Origin of the sequence: Phytobacter massiliensis JC163, assembly GCF_000321045.1 — a bacterium.
GTDB classification, from domain to species: Bacteria; Pseudomonadota; Gammaproteobacteria; order Enterobacterales; family Enterobacteriaceae; genus Phytobacter_A; species Phytobacter_A massiliensis.
This window is the reverse complement of sequence record NZ_HE578948.1, coordinates 323715-339719: the sequence shown is the minus strand read 5'-3', so window position 1 is coordinate 339719 and position 16005 is coordinate 323715. Positions and strand designations below refer to the sequence as shown.

Here is a 16005-nt window from a genome sequence, read left to right as displayed (position 1 = left end):
CCCCTCACCCTAACCCTCTCCCCAAAGGGGCGAGGGGATCGATCGTGCGGGCTGGAACTGCGGTTTTCTCCCTCTCCCTTCCAGGGAGAGGGCCGGGGTGAGGGTATCAAGCCGCACCCGGGAAAAAGATACCGCCCAGCCTAAATCCATTGCTGCCTTAACGGTGGTGCGCTCTGCGATCTCTCCTGACAGTATGTTGTCAGGAGGGGGATGGCACTATCTCGTTGTCGAAAACACAACGAGGACAAGCACATGAACAACCTTATCAACTGGTTTGAACTTCCGGTACAGGACCTGCAACGGGCTACGGCGTTTTATGAGTACTGTATTGACGCGCAATTTCGTCATGAGAATGTCGCCGGTATGTCGATGGCGGTTTTTCACTACCAGCAGCCGGCCACCGGCGGGGCGCTGGTCAAGGCTGAGATGTTAAAACCTTCCGCCGACGGCGCCGTGGTCTATCTCTTCACGGCGGACATCGCCGCTTCGCTGGCAAAAGTGGCGGAAAAAGGCGGCGTGTGCTGCTTCGGGCCAGAAATTTTGCCGAATGATATTGGCACCATTGCGCTTATCATGGACAGTGAAGGGAATAAAGTCGGGCTGCATCAACCGGCCTGAACACGTTAAGAACACTGACAGGAAACCTGCCATGAGTCGCCGCGCCGACAGACTTTTTCAGATAGTCCAGATCCTGCGTACACGACGCCGGGTGACGGCGGCCCTCCTGGCGGAGAGGCTGGAGGTGTCTGAGCGCACTGTCTATCGGGACATTCGCGATCTGTCGCTGTCCGGCGTGCCCATTCAGGGAGAGGCGGGAAGCGGTTATCGCCTGATGCCGGGCTTTGACATCCCGCCGCTAATGTTTACCGGCATGGAAGTGGAAGCGCTGATCGCGGCAATCGCCATGCTGCAAACCTGGAGTGGCGACTCGCTGGCAAAAGCGGCAGGTTCAGCCCAGGAAAAACTGCTGGCGGTGCTGCCGACAGACAGACGCATTATGGCGGAACGCAACCGCATTCTGACGCCTGACTTTGATAAGTACCCGCAAACCCGGCGCTGGTTTGATGTGCTGCATCAGGCTATGCGCCAGCATGATGAAGTGTTTATCCATTATCAGAATCAAAAAGGTGAACAGTCTGAGCGGGTCGTTCACCCGCTTGGCCTGTCGTTCTGGGGTGAGGTTTGGGTACTGGTAGCGTGGTGTGAGATGCGGGAGGATTACCGCTGCTTCCGCCTCGACCGCTGCCAGGTTATCACCTTAACCGGGAAGCGTTTCGCCGAACGCCCCGACAGGTCCCTTGAGGATTTTGTCCGCCAGCAGAAGGCGAAAGCCGCAAGCGCCTCATAAACGGGAATGCCAGCCAGCCTCACGCCTGACCGGCATCACGCACGCAGCCGCTACAGCGAACTGATTAACCCCCCATCCACCCGAATCACCGCGCCGGTGATATAGCTGGCGGGCTGGCTTGCGAGAAACGCGGCGGTAGCGCCGTACTCCTGCGGCTCGCCATAGCGACCGGCGGGAATACTCTGGCGGCTTTTTTCCGCTACCGCTTCCGCGCTGCTGTTCTCCCGCTGCGCTTTGAGCGCATCCAGCTGGCCGACGCGCGCGGTGGCGATGCGGCCCGGCACCATCACATTTACCGTCACCCCGTCGGCGGCCACTTCGCTGGCCAGCGTTTTTGACCAGCCGAGCAGGCTCATACGCAACGCGTTAGAGAGCGCCAGGTTGGGGATGGGCGCAATCACGCCGGACGAGGTGGAGGTAATGATGCGCCCCCAGCCGCGACGGCGCATGGCGGGCAACAGTTTATCGGTGAGTTGAATCAGCGAGGCGACCATGACCGTGAACTGCTGCTGCCAGAGGGCGATGTCCGTCCCCTGAGCCTGAGCAGGCGGCGGGCCGCCGGAGTTATTGACCAGAATATCGATATCGCCCCAGCGCTGGCGTATCGCTTCGAGCGTTTCATCAAAGGTGTCGGGCGCGGCCAGATCCAGCGGCCAGGCATGGGCAGTACCGCCCTGCCGGGAGATAAGCTCCACGGTCTGCGCCAGCTTCTCAGGGTTACGGCCCGTTACCGCTACCTTTACCCCCTCCTGCGCCAGCGAAAGGGCAATCGCCTGCCCCAGGCCGCTGCCGCCGCCGCAGACCAGCGCGACGCGTTGTTGTATCTGCAAATCCATAATGGCTCCTGATTGTATTTTCAGAAGCAAATTGTGCAAGAGTAGTGCCAGTTATACGCCGTCGCGTTTAATGTTGACCTGGTCATAAGCGTATTGCAGATGTTGGCGCATCCGTTCAGCCGCCTGCGCCTGCTTGCCATCCCGTAGCGCATCCAGAATGGCGACGTGCTCCTCGCACCACTCCCTGACGCGCCGTTTGTTGTGATAGCTGCCGAACTCCAGCAGGCGACGCAGCCGGTTCTGCTGCTGAATCGCCTGCAGCACAAACAGGTTGCCGCTGGCCTGCGCCAGCGTTTCGTGGAACGCGGCGTCGGTTTCAAAAATCTCTTTTGCAGGCACCTGAGTAATATCCGGGTGGGTGATAAGGCGCAAATGCTGAGCGCGCAGGCGCTTAAGCACCTGCCTGTCGATATGTAAGCCCGGCGTCAGCAGGGCGGAGGGTTCAATCATCAGCCGGAAGCCGTAGCTGTTACGCAGCGCCACGTCTGAATTGAGCGTCTGCTGAAAGCGCCAGCCATGCCCGGCGTTGCGGGCAATCAGGCCATCTTCCGACAGCTTCACTAGCGTGCGGGTCAGCACCCCGCGATCGACATCATAACGCTGGCTTATCTCCGTCTGGGTAAAGGACTCAGGCAGCACGCCCGCGATGCGGTCACGCACCAGCATCTCATAGAGCATCTGATCGTTGCTTTTCGACTGCTCAATCTCCAGCAGCTCCAGTTCATCGCTGCGTTTGAGCAAAAAGAACCCCTGATTAGGGCGCGCTTCCACGGCCCCCAGGCGCGTGAGTTCCTTAAGCCCGGCGCGTACCGGCGTGCGGGAAACACCCAGCGCATCGGCAAGATGTTGTTCGCGCAAATGGTGACCTGGATCGAATCTTGCTTCGTAGATCAGGTCAAGGATTTGCCGGGCTATCCGGCGGCTGCTCGCAGTAGAGTCAGGCTGCATGGAAAGAGGTTCCCAGAAATGCATTATTGTGGTCGAAAGATACAATAGCACGGGCGACATAACGCAGCAAAATAAAGCATGGCCTGCACAGTTAGCGTGCAACGCGCACCAGGATGGGACGCTTTTTGTGCAAACAGAATTGTATTTATTGAGTCACTAAATTCAATTTATCTGAACCAGGAGAAGAATATGTCCCGCAATGCATTACTGTCCCGCCCCCTGCACGCCGCCCTGTTCGCCCTTGCGCTGCTGCCGCTTGCCAGCCAGGCCGCAGAAAGCGTAACGCCCGGCAAGCTCACCTACGGCACCGCCGCCACGTTCATGCCTTTTGAATTCGTGAAGGCGGGCAAACTGACCGGCTTTGACATTGATTTGATCAACGCGCTGAGTAAAGAGCTCAACCTGACGCCCGCCCCGATGCAGATGGAGTTTAAAGGGCTTATTCCGGCGTTGCAGGGCAAGCGTCTCGATATCATCAACTCCGCAATGTACGTCAATGCCGAGCGTGCCGCACAGGTGGATTTTGTGCCCTACCTGAAAATCGGCAGCCGCGTGGTGGTGCGTAAAGGCAACCCGGCACACATCACCGGCCGCGATCTGACGCTCTGCGGCAAAAATATCGCCGTCACCCTGGGCGGCATCGAAGAGAGCCAGGCAAGGGCAGATAACCAGCGCTGCCTTGACGCCAAAAAACCGGCCATCAACGTGTTGACCTTCCCGGCGGCCACCGACTCCGCCGTGGCGGTAGCTCAGGGGCGCGCGGATGCGGAATTCCTTTCAACCCCCGGCACCGTGGCGCTGTTAACTGAAAAACCCGGCATGTTCGAAGCCGTAGGCGCAGAGTTCGAAGCCGATACCCACATTGCCTTTGCCGTGCGCAAAGGCGACAGCGAAACCCACGCCCTGCTGGAAAAAGGCCTCCAGGGCATCGTGAAAAATGGCACCTACAAGCAGCTGATTGAGAAATGGAACTTCCCTGACTCCGTTGCCCTTTTCTAATCCGTTCCGCCATTAACCGGAGAAAGCTATGTCGATTGAACTTATGTGGCAGTACTTCCTGTCGCCAGAATTTATTCAGGGCGCGTGGATGACGCTGCTTATTACGCTCTGCTCGCTGTTGTGCGGCGTGGTGCTGGGCCTGGTGCTGGCGCTGTTGCAGGAAGCGCCCTTTCGCGCCGGGAGAGGGCTGGCCTTCTTCTACCTGTGGCTGTTTCGCGGGACGCCGGTGCTGTTCCAGATAATCTTCGTCTACAACGTGCTGCCAGGCTTCGGCTTACGCTTCTCCGCATTTACCTGCGCCGTACTGGCCCTGTCGTTAAATGAAGGCGCTTATATGGCGGAGATCCTGCGTTCCGGCCTGCAGGCGGTGAAGAGCGGCCAGCGTACCGCAGGCATGGCGCTCGGTCTGACCAACGGGCAGATCATGCGCAAAATCGTACTGCCGCAGGCCGCGCGTATCGTCCTGCCGCCGATGGGTAACCAGATGATCAGCATGCTGAAATCGAGCGCGCTGGTCTCGGTTATCGCCGTCCAGGAGCTGCTGCTGGTTGCCAACCAGACCGCCAGCGCCAGCTTCCGCTATTTCGAAGCGCTCTGCGCGGCGGGCATCTATTACCTGCTTCTCACCAGCCTGTTCATGATTTTCCAGTCCTGGCTTGAAAGCGTGCTGGACCCCAAACAGCGCCGCCGCAAGAGCCAGAAAGGCCGCATCCGCTTTTTTAAATTACCGAAAACCGCCCGGGAGGTGTCATGAGCCAGAGCCAGAAACCGCTGCTGGAGATGATCGGCATTGATAAGGCCTTTGGCCGCCAGAGCGTACTCAAAAACTGCTCCCTTGAAGTTCACCGCGGGGAGACCGTGGTGCTGATTGGGCCATCAGGGTCGGGAAAATCCACCCTGCTGCGCTGCGTCAACATGCTCTCTCCCGCCGACAGCGGCGATGTCTTCTTCGCCGGGAAGCACATCAGCCGCGGCGAGGTGCCGGTACACAAACTGCGCCAGCGTATCGGCATGGTCTTTCAGAACTATGAGCTCTTTTCCCATCTGACGGCGGCGGAAAACATCATGCTGGCGCCGATGACGGTGCTGGGGATGAACCGTATCGAGGCCCGCAAGCTGGCGGATCACCTGCTGGCGAAAGTGCGTATCAATGAGCGGGCCGACCATTTCCCTGACGAACTCTCCGGCGGGCAGCAGCAGCGCGTGGCGATTGCCCGCGCCCTGGCGATGAAGCCCGAGCTGATGCTTTACGACGAGCCCACCTCCGCCCTTGACCCCGAAATGATCCGCGAAGTGCTGGAAGTGATGGCGGAGCTGAGCGCCGAAGGGATGACCAGCATGGTGGTGACCCATGAGATGGGCTTCGCCCGCCGGGCGGCCAACCAGATTCTGTTTATGGAAGAGGGGGAAATCATCGATCGCGCCAGCACCCGCCACTTTTTCGACGGCAATGTCAGCGAACGCGCCCGCCGCTTTCTGACGCAAATTTTACACTAATCACGGAGTTCCTATGTCCAGTTACCAGGTTGACAGCGCACGCATGAAAAAAGCGTTAGCGGCGCTGGTTGCCATCAATACGGAAAACCCGCCGGGCCACGAGCGCGAAGCCGCCGAATGCCTGGCAGGCTGGCTTATAGCAGCCGGGTTCGATCTCTCTTTTAGCGAATACGCGCCGGGGCGCACCAATGTTATCGCCGTGCTGAATAACGGGCCGGGCCCCTGCTTCGCCTTCAATACCCATATCGACACCGTTCCGGCGGGCAACGGCTGGCGCAGCGATCCTTTCACCCTTACCGAACGCGATGGCCGCCTGTACGGGCGCGGGGCCTGTGATGCGAAAGGCCCGCTGGTAGCGATGATTGAAGCCCTGCGCCTGCTGGCCGCCAGTCCGCAGGCGTGGTCCGGAACGTTGATGGGGGTATTTACCGCCGACGAAGAGGTCGCCAGCGAAGGGGCGAAGTTCTACGTGCGCGACGATCCGCCAGCGATTGATTTTGCGGTCATTGGCGAACCCACCTCCAACGCCACCTTTTCAGCGCACAAAGGCAGCCTGCGCCCCCGCGTGCGGGTAAAAGGCGTGACCGCGCACTCCGGCACGCCGGAGCTGGGGGTTAACGCCATTTATCAGTCTGCGCGCCTGCTGGGACTGATTGAAGAGGCGCACCACCAGCAGGTGCGTTGCCGCTGCCATGCGCTGGTAGGCAACGCCAGTCTGACGGTCACGCGCATTCACGGCGGCCATGCCGATAACGTCGTGCCGGATAGCTGCGAACTGCTGCTCGACCGCCGCATGGTGCCGGGGGAAGACGAAGAGACGGTTAAAGCCGAGCTGCAACAACTGCTCGACCATGCCCATGCGCACGCGGGCGTTGAAGCCGAAATTATCGCCTGGCAGCCTACCACCGGCGGGGCGACGCAAACCGACAGCAGCGAAGCCATTGTCGAACAGAGCCTTGCCGCCTGCCGCCGTCATGGTCAGCCCGACCCCGGCCCGTTTGGCTTTCAGGGCGGCTGCGATCTGGTGCACTTTCGCGCCTTAGGGGCGAAAGGGGTGGTCATCGGCCCGGGTTCGCTTGCGGTAGCGCACAAGCCGGATGAGTTCGTCCCGGTGGAGGAGTTTATCGCCGCCGCGCATATCTATCTGGATATCGCCCTCGCCATGCTGCCGCCGGTGTCGCAGTCATGAAAGCGCTGCTCTGGCGGGGCGCGCTGCACTATGCCGGGGTGACGCTGCACACCGCCGCCTCCGGCGCGGTGACAGCGCTGGACACCCTCTGGCTGCGCCTGCAGGACAAGGGCCATGAGGGCACCGGCGAAGTGCGTCTGAACATTCGCTATCTGCACGGCTACAGCGAGGAGCAGGTGCTGGACAATCTGCTGACCATGCTCAATAGCTGGGACTGGCGACAGGGGCCCGAGGCGCTGCTGGCGGCGGTACATGCCCCCGAAAGCGCGCTGCTGTCGCCGTCGCGCATGGTGCTGGATATCGCGCTGCACGATCTGCTGGCGCGGCAGGCCGGGGTAAGCGTCGCCGCCTGGCTGGGGGCGAAAACCAGCCCCCCGGCATGGCATACCAACCAGACCCTGTTCTGGGGCAGCGACACGCAGATGCTGATGCAGGCGCAGCAGTATGTCTCACGCGGCTTCACTCAGCTCAAGCTGCGGGTCGGGGTGGCGGATTTCGCCCGCGATCTGGCCCGGCTGCAGAAACTGCGCCAGCGGTTTGGCGAGACGATTTCGCTGGCGATCGATGTGAACGGCCAGTGGTCGCTGCCGCAGGCCCACGCGGCGTTTCTTCGCCTGGGCGAGCTGGCGCTCAGCTACATCGAGCAGCCGTTAGCTCCGGCGAACGACCACCTGCTGGCGGAACTGTACGGCTATGGCATCCCGATAATGCTCGATGAAAGCCTTAACAGCGACGCCGCCCTTACCCGGCTTATCGCCGCCGGTGGCGCGCTGTGGGGGCATTTAAAGCTGGTGAAGCTGGGCGGACTGGCCCCTACCCTCGCCGCCGCCCGCCGCCTGCAACTCGCCGGCGTGCCTTTTATGGTGGGCCAGATGAATGAAGGCCACGCCGCCACCGCCGCCGCGCTCCAGCTTTGCCGGGTAGTGCAACCGGCCTTTGCCGAACTGTACGGCGCAGATGGTTTAACCGACGACCCGGTCAGCGGACTGACGTACCGCGATGGCCTGGTCTCGCTTATTGACTCTCCCGGTCTGGGCGTGCGCTTCAACGCCGCGCAGGCCACCTTCCTCCAGGAGTTTAGTGATGCACGATGTGAATAATGTGGTTCAGGGCAGCGAGTCCGCCTTCAGCGCCGATGAATATGCACAGCGCATTCGCCGCACCCGCGAGCGCTTAAGCCGCGCGGGGGTGGATGTCATGGTGGTTACCGGGCCGGAAAATATCTTCTGGCTTACCGGGCAGCAGACGCCAGGCTATTACACCTTTCAGGCGCTGTTGCTGCCGGTAGAAGGGGACCCGGTATTTGTGATTCGCCAGCTCGAATATTTTAACTTTATCGCCAACACCTTTATTTCTGACGCCGCCGTTTACCAGGACGGCGATAACCCGGTGGATTTCCTGGTCGCCATGCTGCAACAGCGCGGCTGGCTCAACAAACGCATCGGGCTGGATAAACGCGGCTGGTTCCTGCCGATTGCAGTGTATGAAGCCTTACAGGCGAAGCTGGGGGCGATTGCCGACACCGCCGGGGTGATTGAACCGCTGCGGGCGGTGAAATCCGCCGCCGAGGTGGAGAAAATCGCCGCCGCTGCCCGTTACGTGGATGCGGGTATGCGCGCCGGGATGGCGGCCATTCGCAGCGGCGCAGACGAAAACGCGCTGGTCTCCGCGATGATGGGCGCGGCGATTGCCGCCGGTTCCGAGTATGTCGGCATGGAGCCGCTGGTCTCCAGCGGCCCGCGCAGCGGCGTACCGCACGGCACCTGGCGTCGTCGCGTGATACAGGATAACGACCCGGTGTTTCTGGAGATGGCTGCCGCCCATGACCGCTACCACGCGGCCATGATGCGCTCGGCCTGGCTGGGCCGCCCGCCCGCTATCGCCCTCGAAATGGAAAAGGTGTGCCAGGAAGCGTTGCAGGCGGCCCTTGACGCCATTCGCCCGGGTGCCACCTGCGAAGCGCCTCACCTGGCCTGCCAGCGGGTTATCGACCGCGCCGGATTCACGGAAAACTTCAAAAAACGCACCGGTTACGCCATCGGCGTCGCCTTTGCGCCGGACTGGGGCGAAGGCGGCATTCTCAGCCTCTACAGCGGCGTCACTACCGAGCTACAACCCGGCATGACCTTCCATATTCCACCCGCGCTGCGGATTTACGGCGAATTCACCGTTGGCGTCAGCGAGACGGTGGTCGTCACCGAAACCGGTTATCGCCAGCTGGGTACGCTGGCTCGCCCTTTAACCTTGTTGTAAGGAAAAAACATGAAAGACATCAATGAGTGCCGCGAACGCCTGCGGGGCATTTTCAATATCACCGTGACGCCCTTTGACGCCAGCGGGGCTATCGACTTCCCGGCCCTGCGCGAAAATATCGAGCGCGTTATCGGCCTCGGCTATGACGGCCTGCTGATTGGCGGCACCTATGGCGAATTTCCGGTGATGACCGTGGCGGAGCGCCGCGAGCTATTTCACGAGGTGATGGCCTGCGTGAACGATCGCGTGGCGGTGATGCTGTGCAGCGCCAGCGCGGACCCGCGTGACGCCCGTGAACTCACTATCCTTGCCAGCGAGCTAGGCGGCCTGCCGATGGTGACCGCGCCGTTTGTCAGCGAAATTACCGATGAACAAATCATCAGCTACTTCAAAGAGATGGCACCGTTATCCCGCACCGGCATCCTGGTCTATAACGCGCCGGGCATCGGTATCACCCTCTCCCCGGCGCTGCTGGAGCAACTGGCGGAGATCCCGAACGTGGTCGGCATTAAGCAGGGCGACCTGAACCCCACCGCCATCGACCAGATAGCCAACCGCCTGCGCGGGCGTCTGCGCCTGTTCTGCGCCTCAGATCTGGCGTTTCTCGGGCCGATGATGGCCGGGTTTGACGGCATCAGCACCACCAACAGCGGCGCGCTGCCGGAACTGATTCTGGCGGCCTTCCGCGCCGTGGAACAAGGGGACGCCGCTACCGCCCGCGACCTGCATCAGCTCTGGTATGACTACCGGGCGCTGGCGCGTCAACACGGTCAGCCGCAGCTGGTGAAAGCGGCGATGGCGCTGCGCGGCTTCAACGGCGGCACGGTGCGCGCGCCGTTAAAGCCGGTTTCCGAACCGGCGCTGGCGGAGCTGGCCCGCGTGATGCAGGCGCTCGCCAGCGACCGGCGCAGCGGCGTTACGCTCGCCCGTTAAGGGCCGCCTGCAAAAAAGCGACAAACAGCGGATGGGGCGCATCCGGGCGCGACCACAGTTCCGGATGCCCCTGAACTCCATGCCAGAAGGGGTGGCCCGGCAGGGAGACGGCCTCGACGATATCGTCGCTTTGCGCGCTCACCTGAGCGCCGCTGGCGGCAAGCGCCGTCAGCAGGTCGGTATTAAAGCGGTAGCGATGGTTGTAGTGCATTTCGCGGATGTCGCCGGGGATAAGGCCAGAGGAAAAAGGGAAGACGCCGCAGCGATGACGTCCATCGGCAAAGGGGATAAAACTGTGCAGTTTCGCTGCCGGGGCCACTTCCGCCGGAATGGCCGCTTCACACCCTGGCTGCTGGCGCACGGCGGCGGTCATCATGCTCTGCATGCCGAGGCACAGCCCCAGCGTCGCCAGCCCGCTGGCAAGCGTCGCCTGCGCCACGCGAATCTGCCCGCTAACGGCAGCCATCGAGGAGCCGCCGGGCAGCACAACGCCATCCAGCCCGGCCAGTTCATGCAGGTCGGCGCTGAGGCTGGCGGGGGGTAAAAAGTCGATAGCGAGTTCGCGCCCCAGCGACGTCGCCGCATCGCCCAGCGATCCGAGCGTGGCGGGGTAGACCAGGCGGTGGTCGGCTTCACGGCCAATCAGGCCGATACGCACCGACGCCTGCGCAGGCGCTGAGGCGGTTTCATCCCAGCGGCCATAGCGATCGGCGGTCAGCGCCAGCAGCGTTTGCTGGTCATCGCGCAGGGTCAGCCGGTCTGGACTGTCGTCGCTGTAGAGGCGCTGACCGGGCAGGCCGCTGATGAGCGCCGCCTGGGTCGACGCCAGCACAATAATGGCATCTTCGTCCGGCAAGCTGGCGATATCGCGCACCTCCTCACGCAGCGTATCGCTGCGCCAGAGGCCGCTGGTGACGCAGTAACCCGCGCGGCACACATGCTGGTGGCTGTCGGGGACATCGCCTGCAAACTCAGGGCGCAGGCTCCAGAGCGGCAGCCCCAGGCGGTTGGCCCACAGGCTGGCGGCGATCCCGTAGCGGGCGGGCACAGAAGCGTTATCAAGAATATAGATTGGCGACACGGCAAGTTTCCTGCTGATGTTGGGTATTTAATTGTATTAATTGATTCAACAGATACAAAAGAGGATTTATGAATAACAGTCAAATTGCCCGTCGTATGCAGTCAGTACGCCCCTCTCCCACCGCCGCGATTTCCGATCGGGTGCGGGCGCTGGAGGCCGCAGGCAGGCAGGTGATCAACCTGGGCGAGGGGGAGCTGGATTTCGCCACCCCCGCCCACATCAGCTATGCGGGCATTGAAGCCATTGTCCAGCAGCAGACGAAATATACCGCCGTCGCCGGTACCGCAACCCTGAAAGCGGCCATCGCGGCGAAGTTTGCCCGCGACAACCAATTACACTATCGCCCGGAAGAGATTATCGCCGGGAGCGGGGCCAAGCAGCTTATTTTTAATGCCCTTCTGGCGACGCTCGACGCCGGGCAGCAGGTGATTATTCCCGCCCCGTACTGGGTCTCTTACCCGGATATGGTGCGCCTTGCCGAGGGAGAGCCGGTGATTGTGCCCTGCAGCGAGCAAAGCGGCTGGAAGCTCACGCCTGAACAGCTTGCCCGCGCGCTGACCCCTGCCACCCGCTGGCTGATCCTCAACTCGCCGGGCAACCCGACGGGGGCTATCTATAGCGCGGAGGAGCTACGGGCGCTGGCCGACGTGCTGACGGATTACCCGCAGGTGCTGATCATGGCCGATGATATTTATGAGCCGTTGCGCTACGACAATACCCCTTTTGCCTCTTTCGCCCAGGCCGCGCCGCAGATGACAGGTCGCACCCTGACGGTCAACGGCGTTTCCAAAAGCCACGCGATGACCGGCTGGCGTCTGGGCTATGCGGGCGGGCCGCAGTGGCTGATTGCCGCCATGCAGATTTTGCAGTCGCAAAGTACCTCTAACCCCAGCAGTATTTCGCAGGCGGCGGCAGTGGCGGCGCTTAATCATCCGGCGGCATTTTTGGGCGACTGGCTGGAGACGCTGGACCAGCGCCGCCAGCAGGTATTGCGGATGGTTGCCGCGACCGACGGTCTGAGCGCCAGCGCGCCGCAGGGGGCGTTTTATCTCTTCGCCCGCTGCACGGGGTTGCTGGGACGCACAACGCCGACAGGCGAGACACTCCATGACGATAGCGCGCTGGCGAACTGGCTGCTGGAACAAACTCAGGTCGCCGTACTGCACGGCTCCGCCTTCGGCATGCCCGGCTATTTGCGCATTGCCTATGCGATTGAGGATGGGCTGCTGGCGCAAGCCTGCGAACGCATTAGCGACGCCTGCGCTCAGCTGCGGTGAGTGATTTTCCCGGGTGCGGCTTGCTACCCTCACCCCGGCCCTCTCCCTGTAAGGGAGAGGGGGAAAACCACCGCATCAGGCTTAGAGCTTAAAGCTACCGACCACGTTCTCAAGCTGCACGGTCTGTGATTCCATTGACTGCGCCGCGGCCGCCACCTCTTCCACCAGCGCGGCGTTCTGCTGCGTTGCGCCGTCAAGCTGGTTAATGGCGATATTGATCTGCGCAATGCCGCGGCTCTGTTCATCGCTCGATGAACTGATCTCTGAAACCAGCACGCTGACGCTTTCCACTTTATCCATCAGGCCATCCATGGTTGCCCCGGCCTGTTTCACCAGACCGCTGCCCTGCTCAATGCTGCTCACCGACTCTTCAATCAGCTTTTTAATTTCCTGCGCCGAGCGGGCGCTGCGCTGGGCCAGCGAACGGACTTCGCTTGCGACTACCGCAAAACCGCGCCCGTGCTCACCGGCTCTGGCCGCCTCGACCGCAGCGTTAAGGGCCAGAATATTGGTCTGGAAGGCAATGCCATCAATCACGCTAATGATCTCCACTACTTTGGACGAAGAGTCATTAATGTTGTCCATCGTAGAAACCACTTCGTTTACCACATTCGCCCCGGCTTTCGCCGCGTTCGACGCCTGCTCCGCCAGTCTGTTAGCCTGCAACGCGTTTTCCGCGTTCTGGCGCACGGTGCTGGTCAGCTCCTCCATGGAGGCGGCGGTCTCCACAATCGAAGCGGACTGCTCTTCGGTACGCGACGACAGATTCAGGTTGCCGCTGGCAATCTGTCTGGAAGCGGTAGAGATAGCCATTGAGCTCTGGCCGACCTGCTGCATCAGCTCATGCAGGAAAGAGATAAACTTGTTGAAGTTCACCACAATGGCGTTGAATTCAGGGCTCTTACTCGCCATCAGCCGCTGGGTCAAATCGGCACCGCCGCTGGAGAGCGCTTCAATATTTTTATTCAGCAGCGTAACGTTGCGGAAGATATTACGCACAATCATCATCAGGCTGAGCACGATAAGCAGACCGATAATCGCCTGCACCAGCGTAAGTTTGGTCAAAATCGCATCCGAGACGCGCACCAGATGGCTGCTGGGGATATCCACCGCCAGATACCAGGGGCTACCCTCCACCGGCAAGACAAACAGAGTGTGTTCGCCATCTTCGCCGTCATAGCGACTCTGCTGTTCGGTTTTCTGACCTTTATTGAGCAAGCCCATTAACGGCGCGGCTGCCGGAATCGCCACATCGCGCAGGTTCGCCAGCGCGGCAATGTTCTGCGCCGCAGAGCCATTACCCACAATTTTGCCGTCGGCCTCGACAATCAGCACGGTGCCTTCCACGGCCTGCCCCATCTCTTTGGCAAGCTGATTGAAGAAGCCCAGCGTCACATCGATGGTCGCCACGCCCCAGACTTTATCCTCTTTCCAGATAGCCATGGCGCAGTTGGTGCGCGGCTGTGGGCTCGCCGCATCCTGGTACGCTTTTGCCCACGCGCATTCGCCTTTGGGCGCATTCATGCCGTCTTTATACCAGGGCTGCTCCCAGTATTTGTCCGCTTCCGGCTGGTTCCAGACGGTATTAACCTTTAGCGCGCCGCCGTTATCGCGGGCGTAGAAGGTACTGAATTTGTCGCGCGCCGAATCGCGCAGACCCGGTAAAGGCCAGATCCCGCCGCCAAACACATTCGTGTCGCCATACTGGTTCACCAGCTGTGGCAACAGGGCGTCAATCTGATCGCTTTGCAGCCTGGCAACGATTTCGGTGATAGCACGCTGCTGCGCTTTCACCCGATTCATCTGCTCTTTAATCGCGTCGCTTTGCAGTTCTACCGTTGCCTGAATATTATTGGTTTCCGTGGCGATAATTTGCGGTGAAATAAATTGCCTGATAACAATCCATGTAACCAGCAGTAAAATAACGAAAAAACTAATAAGCAGAAGGGTAATACGACCCTGGGTAGTTTTCCACGACATGATGGCGCTTTCTTCATATAAAGGTGTACTGGATATAACGACAAACGGCGGGAATTCTTTAATTTATTTTTTTAGCTAAAAGGCGATGCCGGGGCAGGGAAAGGCCATAGAAAACGGGAGGGAATCCCCCTCGCGGGGGGATTAAGGCGTCAGGCCGCGCAGGCAGGGCTTTGGCTATACAGCGGTTCAATCATATCGCTTTTTATTTTATAACCTTCATTGCCCACGCGCGTTATTAACGGATAGTTATCAGCGCCAATTGGCGCAAGCATAATAAGTAAATCGTCAATGATACTGTTTAATTCCCGGAATATCTTTTCCGGGGCGTTCGGACCCCAGACGGTGGCGACAATCTCATCGTCACGGATAATATCCTTATCAGCATTCTGCACTATATAGAGCAGCACCCGGAAATAGACATCAGCCATCACCGTTCTCACCGTCCGGCGGGTGGCCATACTGCGCTCAATATTTACCAACTGACGGTGCGATAATTCAAACTGGGTATAAGGAAGGATAAAATAACCGTAAAGTTTCATTTTGTTGTCCTGATGATTTTGAATTAACATTGCCACTACTCACAGTAATTGAGGAGTAATGCCTATATTCAGTTGATGCTGTTTTTAACGCATTGCAGAATTAGCCTGGCCCTGCATTTAATTGTACTGAATAGTGACATAGGCTACAGAGCTAACTGCTCCCGCGGGTACATTCCCCGTTAAAGAGTAGTAACGCGCCGTCATCGGGTAATTGTAGTTTCCACTTACCTCTCCCAGACTGATACTGCTTGCCGGGGATGTCGGGACCGGAATGTTATTCTTGTCTAATAACTGCACACCAACGTTGGCGGTATTAGCCGGGTTGCTGTTTCTGAAGACCGCATTGCCGCTATCAACAACATCACCGCTAAAAGTCAGAGAAATTCTGGTTGGTGAAGGGCAGTTTAGCGGCAGCGTAAACAGCGTATCTCCGGCGGTTTTACCCGTTTCATTAAGCTTGAGGCTATTCACCGTTTCAAGGTTCACAGGCACCGTTGAGCTCAGCACGCTGCACGCCGGATTTGCATAAGTGACATTAATCGTGTTGCTTAAAAATATATTAAAGAAGTTAATGCCCTGTACATAACCACGCATGATTGTGCCGGGTCCAAAACTGCCCGATTGCACCGGGCCGGTTTTTACCAGTTCAATGGTTGCGGATCCCGGCTTTATATATCCACCCCTGCCATCAGAGCCTTCGCTGACCGCCAGCCCGGTTTCGGGCCAGTATTTATCCAGCCCAAAGCGTTGCCAGCCGGGCAGTTTGCCCCGATAAGCAATGCCCGGAATGTTTGTCGGATATAAATTCCCGTCCGGGGAGCCTTCACCATAAAACGCATAATTTGCAGAGGCCGCCTGGGGCCATTTACAGCCGTTGGGTTGCAGAGCCGACCAATCTAATGAAAACGTGGCGAGCACGGTTCCCGGCGGCGCGGATTGGGGAACATTCAATGTTGCCGGGCCGATAATATTCGCGGTTATCGGACAGTCACCTGCCCACGCTGCGCCTGACTTCGCTATCAGCAACAGCCCGGCAATAACGATCCGTTTGCCGATCTTATTGTGGAAAACCGATACATGCCATTTTGCAATGAATTGCGATTTCATATCCCTGCCCTTTTCACA

General features: G+C 59.7%; 16 protein-coding genes. 10 read left to right on the top strand and 6 right to left on the bottom strand.

The features are described 5' to 3' along the window. The first annotated feature begins 252 nt into the window (after positions 1–252). A complete protein-coding gene (locus ENTHG_RS18965) occupies positions 253–618 on the top strand; it encodes a VOC family protein (RefSeq protein WP_044183439.1) in 366 nt (121 codons plus the stop codon). A 31-nt stretch (positions 619–649) separates the two neighbouring features. Further along, complete coding sequence (locus tag ENTHG_RS18960; RefSeq protein WP_044183436.1) at positions 650–1348, top strand: helix-turn-helix transcriptional regulator; 699 nt, start codon at positions 650–652, stop codon at positions 1346–1348. 50 nt (positions 1349–1398) lie between these two features. Here the strand turns inward: ENTHG_RS18960 and ENTHG_RS18955 are convergent, their stop codons facing one another. Then, positions 1399–2184 carry an SDR family oxidoreductase gene (locus ENTHG_RS18955; protein WP_044183433.1) on the bottom strand — a complete coding sequence of 262 codons (786 nt, stop codon included), beginning with the start codon at positions 2182–2184 and terminating at the stop codon, positions 1399–1401. A 51-nt stretch (positions 2185–2235) separates the two neighbouring features. After that, positions 2236–3132: a GntR family transcriptional regulator gene (locus tag ENTHG_RS18950; RefSeq protein ID WP_044183430.1), complete on the bottom strand. Its 897-nt coding sequence runs from the start codon at positions 3130–3132 to the stop codon at positions 2236–2238. 189 nt (positions 3133–3321) lie between these two features. Here ENTHG_RS18950 and ENTHG_RS18945 point away from each other — a divergent pair, with 189 nt between their 5' ends. From ENTHG_RS18945 to ENTHG_RS18915, 7 genes are read left to right on the top strand one after another with little or no spacing between them, the layout of a single operon-like run. After that, positions 3322–4131 carry an ABC transporter substrate-binding protein gene (locus ENTHG_RS18945; protein WP_044183427.1) on the top strand — a complete coding sequence of 270 codons (810 nt, stop codon included), beginning with the start codon at positions 3322–3324 and terminating at the stop codon, positions 4129–4131. A 28-nt stretch (positions 4132–4159) separates the two neighbouring features. Beyond that, entirely contained in the window at positions 4160–4885 is a 726-nt protein-coding gene (locus ENTHG_RS18940) for an amino acid ABC transporter permease (RefSeq protein WP_044183423.1), read from the top strand. Positions 4886–4902: 17 nt separating this feature from the next. Beyond that, positions 4903–5628, top strand: a complete 726-nt coding sequence (locus ENTHG_RS18935) for an amino acid ABC transporter ATP-binding protein (RefSeq protein ID WP_425325307.1) — start codon at positions 4903–4905, stop codon at positions 5626–5628. A 13-nt stretch (positions 5629–5641) separates the two neighbouring features. Further along, a complete protein-coding gene (locus tag ENTHG_RS18930) occupies positions 5642–6817 on the top strand; it encodes a M20 family metallopeptidase (RefSeq protein ID WP_044183417.1) in 1176 nt (391 codons plus the stop codon). Further along, on the top strand, positions 6814–7917 hold the full coding sequence (locus ENTHG_RS18925) for a mandelate racemase/muconate lactonizing enzyme family protein (RefSeq protein WP_044183414.1): 1104 nt from the start codon (positions 6814–6816) through the stop codon (positions 7915–7917). Before ENTHG_RS18930 ends, ENTHG_RS18925 begins: the two co-directional genes overlap by 4 nt. Continuing rightward, entirely contained in the window at positions 7901–9070 is a 1170-nt protein-coding gene (locus ENTHG_RS18920) for a M24 family metallopeptidase (RefSeq protein WP_044183411.1), read from the top strand. Before ENTHG_RS18925 ends, ENTHG_RS18920 begins: the two co-directional genes overlap by 17 nt. Before the next feature lie 9 nt (positions 9071–9079). Continuing rightward, positions 9080–10003: a dihydrodipicolinate synthase family protein gene (locus tag ENTHG_RS18915; RefSeq protein WP_044183408.1), complete on the top strand. Its 924-nt coding sequence runs from the start codon at positions 9080–9082 to the stop codon at positions 10001–10003. Here ENTHG_RS18915 and ENTHG_RS18910 read toward each other — a convergent pair. Next, positions 9987–11084, bottom strand: a complete 1098-nt coding sequence (locus ENTHG_RS18910; protein ID WP_044183405.1) for a glutamine amidotransferase-related protein — start codon at positions 11082–11084, stop codon at positions 9987–9989. The genes ENTHG_RS18915 and ENTHG_RS18910 overlap by 17 nt on opposite strands. Before the next feature lie 68 nt (positions 11085–11152). Here ENTHG_RS18910 and ENTHG_RS18905 point away from each other — a divergent pair, with 68 nt between their 5' ends. Then, the gene (locus ENTHG_RS18905; protein WP_044183403.1) at positions 11153–12361 is read left to right on the top strand and encodes a pyridoxal phosphate-dependent aminotransferase; all 1209 of its coding nucleotides are present in this window, start codon (positions 11153–11155) and stop codon (positions 12359–12361) included. An 81-nt stretch (positions 12362–12442) separates the two neighbouring features. On the opposite strand, the gene ENTHG_RS18900 is transcribed toward ENTHG_RS18905, so the two are convergent. The 3 genes from ENTHG_RS18900 to ENTHG_RS18890 all read right to left on the bottom strand — a co-directional run bounded on the left by ENTHG_RS18900 (position 12443) and on the right by ENTHG_RS18890 (position 15987). Further along, the gene (locus tag ENTHG_RS18900) at positions 12443–14341 is read right to left on the bottom strand and encodes a methyl-accepting chemotaxis protein (RefSeq protein ID WP_044183399.1); all 1899 of its coding nucleotides are present in this window, start codon (positions 14339–14341) and stop codon (positions 12443–12445) included. 149 nt (positions 14342–14490) lie between these two features. Beyond that, complete coding sequence (locus ENTHG_RS18895) at positions 14491–14880, bottom strand: hypothetical protein (protein ID WP_044183397.1); 390 nt, start codon at positions 14878–14880, stop codon at positions 14491–14493. 117 nt (positions 14881–14997) lie between these two features. Continuing rightward, positions 14998–15987: a fimbrial protein gene (locus tag ENTHG_RS18890; protein WP_052332737.1), complete on the bottom strand. Its 990-nt coding sequence runs from the start codon at positions 15985–15987 to the stop codon at positions 14998–15000. Positions 15988–16005: the final 18 nt, after the last annotated feature.

What these genes read in the sequence shown, in the direction of transcription:
- ENTHG_RS18965 (WP_044183439.1), top strand. Translation starts at nt 253, where the DNA reads ATGAACAACCTTATCAACTGGTTTGAACTTCCGGTACAGGACCTGCAA.
- ENTHG_RS18960 (WP_044183436.1), top strand. Translation starts at nt 650, where the DNA reads ATGAGTCGCCGCGCCGACAGACTTTTTCAGATAGTCCAGATCCTGCGT.
- ENTHG_RS18955 (WP_044183433.1), bottom strand. Translation starts at nt 2,184, where the DNA reads ATGGATTTGCAGATACAACAACGCGTCGCGCTGGTCTGCGGCGGCGGC.
- ENTHG_RS18950 (WP_044183430.1), bottom strand. Translation starts at nt 3,132, where the DNA reads ATGCAGCCTGACTCTACTGCGAGCAGCCGCCGGATAGCCCGGCAAATC.
- ENTHG_RS18945 (WP_044183427.1), top strand. Translation starts at nt 3,322, where the DNA reads ATGTCCCGCAATGCATTACTGTCCCGCCCCCTGCACGCCGCCCTGTTC.
- ENTHG_RS18940 (WP_044183423.1), top strand. Translation starts at nt 4,160, where the DNA reads ATGTCGATTGAACTTATGTGGCAGTACTTCCTGTCGCCAGAATTTATT.
- ENTHG_RS18930 (WP_044183417.1), top strand. Translation starts at nt 5,642, where the DNA reads ATGTCCAGTTACCAGGTTGACAGCGCACGCATGAAAAAAGCGTTAGCG.
- ENTHG_RS18925 (WP_044183414.1), top strand. Translation starts at nt 6,814, where the DNA reads ATGAAAGCGCTGCTCTGGCGGGGCGCGCTGCACTATGCCGGGGTGACG.
- ENTHG_RS18920 (WP_044183411.1), top strand. Translation starts at nt 7,901, where the DNA reads ATGCACGATGTGAATAATGTGGTTCAGGGCAGCGAGTCCGCCTTCAGC.
- ENTHG_RS18915 (WP_044183408.1), top strand. Translation starts at nt 9,080, where the DNA reads ATGAAAGACATCAATGAGTGCCGCGAACGCCTGCGGGGCATTTTCAAT.
- ENTHG_RS18905 (WP_044183403.1), top strand. Translation starts at nt 11,153, where the DNA reads ATGAATAACAGTCAAATTGCCCGTCGTATGCAGTCAGTACGCCCCTCT.
- ENTHG_RS18900 (WP_044183399.1), bottom strand. Translation starts at nt 14,341, where the DNA reads ATGTCGTGGAAAACTACCCAGGGTCGTATTACCCTTCTGCTTATTAGT.
- ENTHG_RS18895 (WP_044183397.1), bottom strand. Translation starts at nt 14,880, where the DNA reads ATGAAACTTTACGGTTATTTTATCCTTCCTTATACCCAGTTTGAATTA.
- ENTHG_RS18890 (WP_052332737.1), bottom strand. Translation starts at nt 15,987, where the DNA reads ATGAAATCGCAATTCATTGCAAAATGGCATGTATCGGTTTTCCACAAT.